Below are 12,956 nucleotides of genomic sequence, written 5' to 3'. Positions count from 1 at the left end.
TCCTGGTCTTGCCAATTGCCGGTCAGCTTAAGCGCCCCCGAAGGGGCGGGGGCTGTATCAATTTGCGGCTCCGCCGCGTGGGCGCGACCAGCCACAACCGGCCCGCAGTCGCGAGACAATCCGCACCCCCCGAGCTCCTAGGCGACCTCTTCCCGCTCAGCCCGCCGCAACAACGCCGCCGCGACCAACCCACCCAGCAACACAGCCACCGCCCCCACCAACAAACTGGTCTCCAGCCCCGAGGAGTAGGCGTCCGTGATACGCGCCCTCTCGGAATCCGACCCCGCCGCGGCCAACGCCGCCGGCAGGGAACTCGCCGCCACCGGAATCAGCGCCGCGAACCGAGAGCTCAGCACCGCACCCAGCACCGCCACTCCCAGCCCCTGTCCGAACTCCGCCACCGTGCCGTTGATCCCCGCCCCGATCCCCGCCTTCTCCGGCGGTATGGAGCTCATGATCGCGTGCGCCATCGCCGGGTTGGCGACCGCCGCACCCGCACCGATCAGCAGCAGCCCCAGCAGCGTCCCGGTGTAACCGCCGGAGGCCACCGTCGCGATGGACACCAGTCCGGCCGACATCAGCACCATGCCCAGTCCGATCGCGGCCGGATTCCCCAGCCTGGTCGCCCGCTTGGCCGCCAGCCCGGAGAAGTTGAGGGCCACGATCGTGAGGGCGAGCGGGGCCGTGCGCAGACCGGCCTCCAGGGGGCCGTATCCGAGGACGAACTGCATGTGCTGGGTGAGCAGGAAGAGCGAGCCGCCCATGCCGAAGGTGATCAGCACCGCGCCCGCGATGGCGCCCGTGAAGCGGCGGTTGGTGAAGAAGTGCAGGTCGAGCATGGGGTACTCGATCCGGCTCTCCCAGTACGCGAACCCGGCGAGCACCACGACCGCGACGGTCGCCGAGGTCAGCACCCGGCCCGAGGTCCAGCCGTGCCCGGGCCCGGAGATGATCGCGAACACCAGGGAGGCCATGCCGATGGTCGACAGGAGGGCGCCGAGGAGGTCGGGGCGGTCACCGCGCGGGTTCTTGGACTCGGGGACCAGGGTGATGGCGGCGACGAGGCCGATCGCCGCGACCGGGAGGTTGATCAGGAAGATCGCGCCCCACCAGAAGTGGTCCAGCATGAAGCCGCCGAGCAGGGGGCCGCAGGCGAAGCCGAGCGCGTTGACCGCCGCCCAGATGCCGATCGCCTTGGCGTGCTCCTCGGGCGCGAAGATCTGCATCACGACGGCGAGCGTGGTGGTCAGCAGCAGTGCGCCGCCGACGCCCATCCCGGCCCGCGCGGCGATCAACTGGCCCGTGCTGTCGGCCAGTCCGGCCGTCAGCGAGCCCGCGCCGAACAGGGTCAGGCCCGCGATCAGCATCTTCTTGCGGCCGTAGCGGTCGGCGGCGCTGCCGGCGGTGAGCAGGAGGCCTGACTGCACCAGGGAGTACGCGTTGATCATCCACTGGATGTCCGAGGTGGCCGCGCCGAGTTCCTCGGTGAGGGAGGGGATCGCGACGTTCAGGACGGTGTTGTCGAGGACGACGGTGAGCTGGGCGAGGCAGATGACGCCGAGGATGAGCCAGCGCTGGGGGTGGCCCTGGGCGACGGTGACGGGTGCGGGAGCGGACATGTTGTACACCGTAGAACAGTTCCTATACGGCGTACAACGCGATTTCTCGCCGCCCTCTCGCCGCCCTCTCGCCGTACGAAAAGGAGGGCGGCGACCGAAGTCACCGCCCTCCCCTTTCAGCGAGCCGTCAGCTGCTGCTCGTCGGCTGCGTCAGGTCGTAGAAGGTGGACGAACCCACCGTCACCTTCTTGAAGTTGGCCTCGACCCAGCTGGCGATCTGCGAGGACGTGCCGTCGCTGCCGCCGCCCATGCCGCCGCCGGTGCCGGAGGAGATGTAGTAGTGGATCTTGCCGTCCGCCACGTACTCCTTGAACTGCGCCAGCGTCGGGGACGGGTCGGTGCCGTTGAAGCCGCCGATCGCCATGACCGACTCGTCGGTGGCGAGCTGGTAGCTCGCGGCGTTCTGGGCGCCGGTCGTGGCCGCGGCCCAGGTGTAGTCGTCGGCGTCGGCCTCCAGCAGCTTCTTGGCCTCGTCGGAGACGGTGGCGCCGTTGATCAGACCGCCCATGCCTCCGCCGCCGGGCATCCCGCCGCCGAAGCCGCCGCCCGGGAAGCCGTTGCCCTGCTGGCCCTGGCCCTGGGTGTTGCCGTTGCCGTTCTGCTGGTTCTGGCCGCCGAAGCCGCCCATACCGCCACCGCCACCGCCGGGACCGCCGCCCCGGCCACCGCCGCCGCCCATCATGCTCGCGCCGGCCGGGCCGGCCGTCGGGATGGAGCCGGTGTGCGCGGAGCTGACCGTGCTCAGTGTGTACGCCGTCGGGCCGGCCAGCGCGGCCACGATGCCGACGGCCGCCGCGCCGAGCGCGAGCTGCCGGCCGAGCTTGGCCACGAAGACCAGGCCGAGGGCCGCGACCAGACCGCCGACGAGCACCAGCCACTTCAGCCAGGGCAGGTAGTCGGGGGTGCGGTTGAGGAGGACGTAACCCCAGGCCGAGGCCGCGACGACGGAGGCCGCGAGGGTGAGCGAGGCCCACATCCCGGCGCGCTTCTCCCACAGGGTGCCCGCGCCCATGCCGACCACGGCGGCGATGTAGGGGGCGAGGGCGATCGTGTAGTACTGGTGGAAGATGCCCGCCATGTAGCTGAAGACGACCATGGTGATCAGCAGCGAGCCGCCCCAGACGAGGAACGAAGCGCGGGTCACCGACGTCCGCTTGAGCCTGCGCGTCGCCACCAGGCCCGCGACCAGCAGGATCAGGGCCGCCGGGAGCAGCCAGGAGATCTGGCCGCCGATCTCGGAGTTGAACATCCGGTCCCAGCCGGTCTCGCCCCACTGCCCGGTGCCGGTACCGGTGGCGCCACCGCCGACGCTGCCGGTCTCCTCGCCGTTGAGGCGGCCGAGACCGTTGTAGCCGAAGGTCAGTTCAAGGAAGGAGTTGTTCTGCGAACCGCCGATGTAGGGGCGGGAGGCGGCCGGCCACAGCTCGACGATCGCGACCCACCAGCCGCCTGACACGATCAGCGCGAGCGTGCCCGCGGCCAGCTGTCCGAAGCGCTTCTTCAGGGACACCGGGGCGACGACGGCGTACACGATCGCCAGGGCCGGAAGGATCAGGAAGGCTTGCAGGGTCTTGCCGAGGAAGGCGAACCCGATCGCCACACCGGCGTACACCAGCCACTTCGTCCTGCCGTCCTCGACGGCGCGGACGACGAAGTAGCAGGCCAGCGCCATCAGCAGGGCCAGCATCGCGTCCGGGTTGTTGAACCGGAACATCAGCGCCGCGACGGGGGTGAGCGCGAGCACGGCGCCCGCGATCAGACCGGACGCGGGGCTGAAGCGGCGGCGTACGGAGGCGTAGACGACCGCGACCGTGCCGACGCCCATGAGGACCTCGGGGCCGAGGATCGTCCAGGAGTTCAGGCCGAAGATCCTGGCCGCGATCTCCATCGGCCACATGAAGGCCGAGGGCTTGTCGACGGTGATGGCGTTGCCCGCGTCCAGCGAGCCGAAGAACATCGCCTTCCAGCTCTTGGTGCCGGCCTGGACGGCCGCCGAGTAGAAGGAGTTGGCGTAGCCGGAGGCGCTCAGGTTGGAGAAGTAGAGCGCCGCGGTGGCCACCAGCAGACCCCAGAACGCGGGGCGTGCCCAGCGGGGGTCCTCGGGGCGGCCGCGCCACAGTCTCCTGACGAAGGGCTGCTGGGGCTCACCGGCCTCAGGGGCGGGCGGGGCCGCGGGAGCCGAGGACTCCTGGACAGCCGTACTGGTGATGGTCATCGGGGGTCCCCCGGGGTGTTGTCGGAAGGGCGCACCGGCTGTAGCCGCACGGTGGCGTCCCGCCGGTTCTGGTCCACGGCTTCACCGGCGCGGAACGTGGTGTCGTACGAGTACTGGGGCGCCGTCGGGCGCTGCGGCAGCGGCGGAGGGGGCAACTGCCGGGTGGAGCAGGTCGGCGAGGAGGGGGTGGGGGCCGGCTGGTGCGAGGCCACCACCGTCGACTCGCGGCGCTCGGGGAAGACCCAGGCGCGGAAGAGCAGGAAGCGCAGCACGGTCGCCGCGAGGTTGGCGGCGATCAGCACCGCCAGTTCGGTGGAGTGCGCCGGGTCGCTGCTGGCCGCGTTGAGGGCGGCGAGGGAGCCACTGGTCAGTGCGAGGCCGATGCCGAAGACGACCAGACCCTGGGCCTGGTGCTTGACGGCACTGCCCCGGCCGCGCACCCCGAAGGTCAGCCGGCGGTTGGCGGCCGTGTTGGCGACGGCCGAGACGAGCAGGGCGAGGGCGTTGGCGATCTGCGAGCCTCCGAACTGCCGGAAGCCGCTGTAGAGCAGGAGGTAGAAGAGGGTCGACAGACCGCCGACCACACAGAACCCGACGAGCTGGCGGGCCAGCCCCTTCGGTACGTCCTGGATCTCGCGGTCGCGCGGATCGTCGCCGAACGGCCGGGTGATCCGGTCCAGCGGCAGGGAGCCGGTGGCCAGGGCCTTGCCCACCCGCCACACCCCCTTGAGGTCCTCGGTCGCCGTCCTGACGATGTGGACGGTGGAGTGCGGGTCGTCGACCCAGTCGACGGGCACTTCGTGGATACGCAGTCCCGCGCGCTCGGCGATGACGAGCATCTCGGTGTCGAAGAACCAGCCGGTGTCCTCGACCATCGGCAGCAGCACCTGGGCGACATCACGCCGGATCGCCTTGAAGCCGCACTGCGCGTCCGAGAAGCGGGCCTGGAGCGAGCCGCGCAGGATCAGGTTGTACGAGCGGCTGATGAACTCCCGCTTGGGGCCGCGCACCACTCGGGAGGAGCGGGCGAGCCTCGATCCGATCGCCAGGTCGGAGTGGCCCGAGATCAGCGGGGCCACCAGCGGGAGCAGGGCGTTGAGGTCGGTGGACAGGTCCACGTCCATGTAGGCGAGGATCGGGGCTTCCGAGGCGGACCACACGGTGCGCAGGGCGCGACCGCGACCCTTCTGCTCCAGGCGGAAGTTGCAGACCTCGGCGATCTCCGCCTCCAGCCGTGACGCCACCTGGGGGGTGGTGTCCGTCGACGCGTTGTCCGCGATCGTGATGCGGAACGCGTACGGGAAGGTGCGCTTGAGGTGCTCGTGCAGTCTCAGCACACACGGCTGGAGGTCCTTCTCCTCGTTGTAGACGGGGATCACTACGTCCAGGACAGGCGCACCGGCGTCTCCGGCCGGGAGGTGCTCCCGCGCCGGCAGATTGCCGGGAGAAGAGTCGGTTCGCATGCCAACGACTCTGGTCAGGTGCCCTGTTGCACCCATGTGCCGGCACTGTGCTGCACCTGTGAGTGCGATTGCCAATTCGTTTCGGGCGCCGGGCGGGGAACCACCGGGGCGAGCGCGGGCAGATGCACGGTGAACACGGTCCGCCCCGGAACGCTGTCCACGGTCACGGCACCGCCGTGCGCCGTCACCACGGCCTGCACGATGGCGAGCCCGAGCCCGGTGGACCCGGAGGCCCTGGACCGCGAGGAGTCACCGCGCGCGAACCGCTCGAAGACATGCGGCAGCAGATCGGGCGGGATGCCCTGGCCGTTGTCCTCGACGTCCACGCACATCCAGGGTCCGCGCCGCTGGATACGGGCGGTGATGGTGGTGCCGGGCTCGGTGTGCTTGCGGGCGTTGCCGAGCAGGTTGATGAGCACCTGCTGGAGGCGTGCGGCGTCGCCGGAGACGAGGGCGGGTTCGTCGGGCAGGTCCAGGCGCCAGTTGTGGTCCATGCCGGCCGCGCGGGTGTCGCTGATGGTGTCCACGACGAGCGGGATGAGGTCGGTCTGCTCGAACTGGAGGGGCCGGCCGGCGTCGAGCCTGGCGAGCAGGAGGAGATCCTCGACCAGCAACGTCATCCGGCCCGCCTCGGACTCGATACGGCCGAGGGCGTGCCGGGTGTCGGGGCCGATCTGCTCTCTGCCGCGTCTGGTGAGCTCCGCGTAGCCGCGGATGGAGGCGAGGGGGGTCCTCAACTCATGACTGGCGTCGGCGACGAACTGCCGTACGCGCATCTCGCTCTGCTGGCGGGAGTGCAGGGCCGCGTGGACGTGGTCGAGCATGCGGTTGAGCGCGGCGCCGACCTTGCCGACCTCGGTGTCCGGATCGCACTCCGCCTCCGGGACCCGCTCGCTGAGGTTCACCTCGCCGGTGTGGAGGGGGAGTTCGGAGACGCGGGTCGCTGTCGCGGCGACTCGGCGCAGGGGGCGGGTGGCGAGGCCGACGAGGACGTATCCGGCGATCACGGCGGCGCCCAGGCCGGCGGCGGTGACGCTCACCTCGACGAGGATGAGCGTGTTGATCGTGCTGTCGGCTTCCTTGGTGGGGATGGCCACGTAGTAGGAGTACTTGTCGTTGGTGGCGTACGTGACCTGGTACGTGCCCAGTCCAGGCAGGTCGACCGTGTGTGTCTCGCGGTCCTGGGGGACGGAGTTGAGCACCTCGGTCTGGGCCTCGGTGAGCGGCTTGGGGGTCATCGAGAAGTTGTTGGAGGAGTCGGACTTCACCCCGCGCTGGGCGCTGGTGATGGTGCCGTTCTCGATCTTGGCCGCGATCGTGCCGTCCGGCTGCCCGCCCTTGGTGACGAAATCGGAGAGCTTGGTCTCCGGGAGCGACTCCCTTTTCTGCTCGTCGGTCAGATTGCTGCCGGGCGGCCCGCCGAAGTCCCGGGGGGCCACGCGCGCCGCGACCTCACCCAGTTTGTCGTTGAGCTGGTCGTACAGATGCGACCGGAGCGCCAGCGTCGTCACCGTGCCGATCACCGCGCACACGACGGCGATCAGCACCACGGACGCGACGACGAGCCGCGTCCGCAGGGTGCGCGGCTTGCCCAGTCGCTTCTTCTGCGTACGCGGTCGTCGTCGTCCGCTCATGAGGCGGCGGGCTTGATCAGGTATCCGGCACCACGCCGGGTGTGGATCATGGGCTCACGTCCGGCGTCGATCTTGCGGCGGAGGTAGGAGATGTAGAGCTCGACCACGTTGGCCTGGCCGCCGAAGTCGTAGGACCACACACGGTCGAGGATCTGCGCCTTGCTGAGGACACGCCGGGGATTGCGCATCAGGAACCGCAGGAGTTCGAACTCGGTCGCGGTCAGGTGGATGGACTCACCCGCCCGCGACACCTCGTGGCTGTCCTCGTCGAGGGTGAGGTCACCGACGACCAGCACGGAGTCGGAACGCCGGTCGGCGGCACCGGAGCGGCGGATCAGCCCGCGCAGCCGGGCCACGACCTCTTCGAGGCTGAACGGCTTGGTGACGTAGTCGTCGCCGCCGGCGGTGAGCCCGGCGATCCGGTCCTCGACGGCGTCCTTCGCGGTGAGGAAGAGGACGGGAACGTCCGGCAGCTCACGGCGCATGCGGCCCAGGACGGTCAGACCGTCCATGTCCGGCAGCATCATGTCGAGAACGACGGCGTCGGGCCGGAACTCCCGAGCGGTCTGGATGGCACCGGTGCCGTCTCCCGCACTCCGGATCTGCCATCCCTCATAGCGAAGGGCCATGGACAGCAGTTCGGTGATCGACAACTCGTCGTCCACCACAAGCACTCGGACGGGGCTCCCGTCCGGCCTCAGCAGTTCGGTGCGCCCCTGGGGCGAGGTCGTGGTCATGTGGACACACTGTCTGGATCCTCTGAGAACACGCTTTCCACAACCTGTGATTTTCCTGAGAAACTCACAGGGACCTCTCAGGGAACGCCCTGGAGGCTCCTTGCCTTCTCAGCGCCCCGGCCCCTCGGCGACCGCCCGCTGGAAGCCGTGACTGTGCTCGACCCGGGCGATGTGGATCACGTACCGCTCGTACCAGTGCGCCCGCCCGTGCTCCTTGGCCTCCCGGTGCTCCGCGTTCCGACGCCACTGCTCGATGCCGGCCAGGTCCCGGAAGTAGGCGATGGTGATCGACAGCCCGCCCGGGGTGCGGGCCGAGTCCTCGCCGAGGAAGCCGGGGACCTCCTGGACCAGCTCGCCCATACGCTCCGCGGTGGCGTCGTATCCGGTGGTCTCGTCGGTGCGCAGGGAGGTGAAGACGACGGCGTAGTACGGAGGTTGGTGGGCGGGGACGGGAAGGGCGGGGGTGGTAGGGCTGGAGGCAGGAGCAGCGGCAGGGGCAGGGGCAGGGGCAGGGGTGACAGGTGCAATTCGGTGATCGCTCATGTCGTCCACGATCGGTCCCGGCCGGGCGCCGCGTCCAGGCACCTTGCCGAAAGGGATCCGGGAGGGATCCGAGTCTTTACCATCCGCCTCCGGCCGGCCGTCCGGCTTGTCAGAACAGTCCGTCCTGCACCCCTGTCTCCCGCCTGAACTCCCGCACCGGGACCGTGAGTTCCTCGGTGTCGACGGGGATCAGCCCCCACCCCGTCATCAACCGCGTGTCCAGCACGACCACTCCGCCCCCGGTCTCCAGATGCAGATCGGGCCCGGCGGCCGCGACCAGCCGGCCGCCCACCGAGCCCCCGGCGACGAGTTCGGCGACCACACCGGCGGGGTCCACCAGGTCCGCCAGCCCGAACACCCGCACGTGGTCGATGGGTTGGCAGGGCTCGGCCCGCAGCGACTCCGGCCACCCGCCCAGCCCCACGGCCCGTGCGTGCAGCTCGCGGATCTCGGCGGCCCGCTCCGCCTCGGTGCCGGGCAGCGCGGACCGCACCGCCCGCTTGTCGGCGTAGGGAATGCGGTCAGGCACCCGCAGGGCGGCCCGCAGCAGTTCCTCCGTCCGCCGGGCCGCCATGAGCGGGCCGACGCCGAGCCAGGTGAAACTCACGGCACCCTGTTCGAGCAGCCGCGCGGAGCCCCGTTCTTCGGCGGTGATCCCGACCTTGGTCATGCCGGGTCCGAACCAGGCCAGATAGACGTGGTACGGCCGTGGATCGTCCGCGATGGTGTCGGCGGCCACGGAGTGCGCCCGGTCCAGCCGCGCACACTCCTCGCACCGCGCCCCCGTGCCCCGCCCCGACACGGCCGCCCGCACCGGACACGCATGCCCCCGCGCTCCCACGCATGTCCGCACACCCCCGTCCGCGACCCCGAAGGCCACCCTTTTCCCCCAGGTCAGCACACTGCGCCGCCCGCCTTCCCACGCCAGCACGGGACCGTCCGCCGTCCACCGCAGCCCCGAGCACTTCCATGCCTGTGCCATCACCGACGAGAGTAGAGGCCGGCACTGACAACGAGCTCTGAGCAGCGCAGACGTGACAGCGCGGCGCTTCAGCGACCGACCGCCCCCGCGGGCTCCGGCTCCCCCGGAACCACGATCGGCTCCACCGCCGCGCTCCCGACCCGCCCCCGCCCGGCCAGCCGGCACCCCACGCACCCCGGATGCCCGGCGCGCGCCGAGCTGTCCCGCACCCGCATCCCCCACTCCGCCCGGGGCCGGCGCCCCGGCGGCTTGCCCCAGCCGGTGAGGTGCAGGGCCCACGTGACGAGGACGCTCACCACGACGACGGCGAGCCCCGCCGCCAGCACCAGGGCGGACACCATGATCATCCCGAGTCCCAGAACGGCCGTACCGACGATGGCCACGGCGAATCCGGTCCACCCCGCGACCGTGTGCCCCTCGTCATACTGGTGCGCACTCACGTTCTTCCCTCCCGCTCACAGCGACAGAACATCTCACGACGTAAGAAATTTAGCACCGAAACCTCTCACGATCTAAGGTAATCACCAGATGCAAGCCGAGCCCCGCCCCGCCACCACCCCGGCCCAGGCGCTGTCGTCGATGGACTCCCTCATCGCGGCACACCTGCTCGGCCAGCAGGAGATGGCCCAGCGGCTGGGCCTGAACGTCACCGACCTCCTCTGCTTCGGCTGTGTCCTGAAGGCCGGCGAGAATCTGCTCACCGCGGGCGACCTCGCGGAGCACGCCCATGTCACGACGGGTGCGATGACCGGCATCCTCAACCGCCTGGAACGCGGCGGCTTCATCACCCGCCGGCCCGACCCCGACGACCGCCGCCGGGTGCGCGTCGCCGCCGTCCCGGCCGCGGTCACTCGCGTCGAGGCCCTCTACGGCCCCTACTACGCCCGCCTCAACACCCTCTTCGCCGACTACTCCGCGGGCGAGATCGCCGTACTGAACGACTGGTTCACGCGTACGACGGGCCTGGCGCTGGAGTACATCGAGGAGCTCCGGGAGCAGGACGGCGACCAGCGGTCGTAGCGGAGGCGTACGGCGGTTCCATGTGACGGCGCAGGTGGGCGGGTTGCGGCCGCTCCCCGGTAGGGCGGGGCCCAGGGCGATGGTGGGGCTGGCTCCACCATCGGTTCGGTAGGGGACACCCTCGTTCCGGCGGGCGCGCGACGAGATCGTGGAACCACGCTGATCCGGGCTGAAGCCGGGGTGAAACCCCCCTGAAGCCGAGCCGGGGTCAGCTGTGGTCCGTCAGATTCGCGCCCCGCCCGGAAGGAACCGTCATGGAGACGCAGCGCACAGAGGCCAAGCCGGTGGGCCCGCTCGCTTCCTTCGTCCGGTTCGTGGTGTGCGGCGGCGGGGTCGGCGTCCTGTCCAGCGCGGCGGTTCCGCTGCTGGCGCTGCTGATGCCCTGGGCGGCGGCGAACGCGGTGATCACGGTCGCGTCGACGATCCTCTGCACCGAACTGCACGCCCTGTTCACCTTCGGCACCGGTGGCCGCGCGGGGCTGCGCCGCCACCTCCAGTCGGCCGGTTCGGCGACCGCCGCCTACGTCGTGACCTGCGCCGCGATGTTCGTCCTGCACACCGTGCAGTCCTCGCCCAGCCTGGTCTGGGAGCAGGCGGTCTACCTCGGTGCCTCGGGCCTCGCCGGGATCGGCCGGTTCCTGGTGCTGCGGCTGTTCGTCTTCGCCGGTCGCAAGGAGACCGAGGCCGCGGCGGTACGTCCCGTGCGTGGCAGCCGCGTCCGGCACGGCGACCTGCTGCTGGCCCGCTGAACTCCTCGGCGGCACGTCGGAGGCCCCGGGATCTCCCGGGGCCTCCGCTCACGCGTTCAGGAGCCGTCGGCCCGGACCGCGTACACGTACCGCTTGTTGACGTACTCGCTGGTGTTCCAGATCACGGACTCGCTGTACGACCAGCCCGACGCACCGCTGCTGTGGTAGCTGAGGTCCTCGGAGCCTATGGCGAGGTCGGCGACCGTGCTCGCGCTGTTCGCGCCGGAGGTGAAGGTGCGCAGCATGCCCGCGGTGGACTTGCCGGCGCTCACCGAGAGGTAGTGCTTGGTCTTGCGGGAGACGACGCCCTGGATCTTCTGCTGGGCGACGGTGACGGCCTCGGTCGCGGTCAGCGAACCCGGGTGCCGGTCGGTGTAGTCGAGATCCCAGCGGACCACCTTGGGCACGGTGTTGGTGGGCTCGGTCGAGCCGAGGAAGGGGTCGCCCGGCTCGTCGTAGTCGACGACGCCGGAGAGCGAGTACTCGCCTATCACCAGGCTGTCGGGGGTGCTGGCGCGGTCGAGCCCGATCGCCGAGTAGCGCAGCCAGGTACCCGCGTTGTCGTAGGCGTGGCTCTGCGGGAGGACGTACTTGTAGCCGTACCCGTAGTACTGGCCGTCGGTGTGCAGACCGCAGACGTCCTTCTCCGCGGTGGCGACGGTGAAGAGGGTGTTGAGGTCGAAGATCCTCAGGCCCTTGTACGTGTCGACGACGTACAGCAGGTTGCCGTACCACATGATGCCGCCGGCGTGTTTACGGACGGGGTTGAAGGAGTACGCGCCCGTACTGGTCCTCACCGGTTCGACCAGCAGCACGTGCCGATAGGTGGGTGCGGAGGGGGTGTTGTAGTCGACGAAGGTGAGCCGCATGCCCTTGTCGAGGGCGTAGTCGTCGATCTTGTCCTCGTTGGGGTCGGTCTCGAAGTACCAGGAGACCAGGATGACCTTGTTGCTGCCGCCCTCGGGGTAGAGCCCGTTGCCGTAGGCGTCGGCGCTGGTGGTGACGCCCTGGGGTATCCAGTAGTCGACGATCTGGTCGTCGTCGTCCCAGGCGAAGCCGGCCTGGAAGGCCTCGGAGGTGCTGGGGGCGCTGCTGAGCACGTCGGCGCTGCGGTTGGTGTCGGCTATGACGGTGGTCGCGTCCACCTTGGTCAGACTGGCCGCCAACCCGGCTGCCAGGGCGGCGAATTCGCCGTGGCTGTTGGAGGAGCGGCTGGTCAGGGAGTACTGGCCGGCGTCGATGGTCGCGGCGTGCGCGGCGGTGGGGGCGAGCAGGCTGCCGGCGGCACCGACGAAGGGGGCGGCCGCCATGCCCTTGATGATCGCTCTTCGCGTCATGGTCATGACGCGAGAAAGTATGCGTATTCGAACAGTTAACACAAGTACAAATGTTCGCTACCAGCGCTGCCAACGGGCCGGGACAGCACGCCACTTGCCCCTGGGCCCCGTTCCCACGCGAGCAACCGCCTGGCCGGTCCGGGGAGTTAGCGGCTCGGTGGAGCCCGGCGGCTTCCGGCACGAGGACTGGGGCCCGCGCCCGTCCGACGGGGTCGGCGGCACTGGAGGTGGCACGGCGCCGGCCGGCGGACGCGCCGCGGATGGTGCCCCTGTACGCCCACCGCTGCCTGCCCGCGGGCTGCGGCACCTTCGGACGCCCGGTGTTGTCGATGTGGGGGACCGACGTCATCTACTACGGACTCGACCGGTACGACTGCGTCCACCAGGAGTTCGACGAGGCCCGGGGCGAGGTGGACGCGTCCTGGCGGCCGAGGGCCACGGTCCCCTTCTGGCGGGACCTCGTCCGACGTACCGGCCGTTCTCGAGAACCGGTCGAGGGGGGCTGGCGGTCTCCTCGGGTACGGCTAGCTGCACCTCCCACCCGGTAGGTCGCTCCATGGCGACTGAAGGCCGACGGGGGCATCGTGGACAGCAGAGGATCCGAGAGGCACAGAACCGAGGCACAGCCCGAGGCACAGATCACCTCCCCGGAAGGAA

Annotated in this window: 11 protein-coding genes; 2 read left to right on the top strand and 9 right to left on the bottom strand. The window is 70.2% G+C overall.

All coding sequences use genetic code 11. The features are described 5' to 3' along the window. Nucleotides 1-137: 137 nt before the first annotated feature. From ACFY0U_RS12215 to ACFY0U_RS12180, 8 genes are all read right to left on the bottom strand, one after another. The gene (locus ACFY0U_RS12215; protein WP_388634002.1) at nucleotides 138-1,619 is read right to left on the bottom strand and encodes an MFS transporter; all 1,482 of its coding nucleotides are present in this window, start codon (nucleotides 1,617-1,619) and stop codon (nucleotides 138-140) included. Nucleotides 1,620-1,746: 127 nt separating this feature from the next. Continuing rightward, nucleotides 1,747-3,834, bottom strand: coding sequence for an ArnT family glycosyltransferase (locus ACFY0U_RS12210; protein ID WP_388633999.1), 2,088 nt, complete (start codon nucleotides 3,832-3,834; stop codon nucleotides 1,747-1,749). After that, complete coding sequence (locus tag ACFY0U_RS12205) at nucleotides 3,831-5,297, bottom strand: glycosyltransferase (protein ID WP_388633996.1); 1,467 nt, start codon at nucleotides 5,295-5,297, stop codon at nucleotides 3,831-3,833. The genes ACFY0U_RS12210 and ACFY0U_RS12205 overlap by 4 nt, the downstream gene beginning before the upstream one ends. Before the next feature lie 14 nt (nucleotides 5,298-5,311). Next, nucleotides 5,312-6,931, bottom strand: a complete 1,620-nt coding sequence (locus ACFY0U_RS12200; RefSeq protein ID WP_388633993.1) for an ATP-binding protein — start codon at nucleotides 6,929-6,931, stop codon at nucleotides 5,312-5,314. Beyond that, complete coding sequence (locus tag ACFY0U_RS12195) at nucleotides 6,928-7,668, bottom strand: response regulator transcription factor (RefSeq protein WP_171141772.1); 741 nt, start codon at nucleotides 7,666-7,668, stop codon at nucleotides 6,928-6,930. Before ACFY0U_RS12195 ends, ACFY0U_RS12200 begins: the two co-directional genes overlap by 4 nt. A gap of 108 nt (nucleotides 7,669-7,776) precedes the next feature. Then, a complete protein-coding gene (locus tag ACFY0U_RS12190; RefSeq protein WP_388633989.1) occupies nucleotides 7,777-8,211 on the bottom strand; it encodes an antibiotic biosynthesis monooxygenase family protein in 435 nt (144 codons plus the stop codon). A gap of 109 nt (nucleotides 8,212-8,320) precedes the next feature. Next, nucleotides 8,321-9,193, bottom strand: coding sequence for a DUF2797 domain-containing protein (locus ACFY0U_RS12185; RefSeq protein WP_388633987.1), 873 nt, complete (start codon nucleotides 9,191-9,193; stop codon nucleotides 8,321-8,323). A 68-nt stretch (nucleotides 9,194-9,261) separates the two neighbouring features. Next, a complete protein-coding gene (locus tag ACFY0U_RS12180; RefSeq protein WP_388633984.1) occupies nucleotides 9,262-9,633 on the bottom strand; it encodes an HGxxPAAW family protein in 372 nt (123 codons plus the stop codon). Nucleotides 9,634-9,721: 88 nt separating this feature from the next. On the opposite strand from ACFY0U_RS12180, the gene ACFY0U_RS12175 reads away from it, so the two are divergent. Both ACFY0U_RS12175 and ACFY0U_RS12170 read left to right on the top strand, forming a co-directional pair. Then, a complete protein-coding gene (locus tag ACFY0U_RS12175) occupies nucleotides 9,722-10,213 on the top strand; it encodes a MarR family transcriptional regulator (protein ID WP_388633981.1) in 492 nt (163 codons plus the stop codon). Nucleotides 10,214-10,467: 254 nt separating this feature from the next. Further along, on the top strand, nucleotides 10,468-10,962 hold the full coding sequence (locus ACFY0U_RS12170) for a hypothetical protein (RefSeq protein WP_388633978.1): 495 nt from the start codon (nucleotides 10,468-10,470) through the stop codon (nucleotides 10,960-10,962). A gap of 56 nt (nucleotides 10,963-11,018) precedes the next feature. Here ACFY0U_RS12170 and ACFY0U_RS12165 read toward each other — a convergent pair whose 3' ends face one another. Then, nucleotides 11,019-12,305 carry a hypothetical protein gene (locus ACFY0U_RS12165; protein ID WP_388633976.1) on the bottom strand — a complete coding sequence of 429 codons (1,287 nt, stop codon included), beginning with the start codon at nucleotides 12,303-12,305 and terminating at the stop codon, nucleotides 11,019-11,021. Nucleotides 12,306-12,956: the final 651 nt, after the last annotated feature.

It is taken from the genome of Streptomyces sp. NPDC001536, assembly GCF_042894505.1.
Lineage (GTDB): Bacteria > Actinomycetota > Actinomycetes > Streptomycetales > Streptomycetaceae > Streptomyces.
This window is presented reverse-complemented; position numbering and strand designations above follow the sequence as displayed.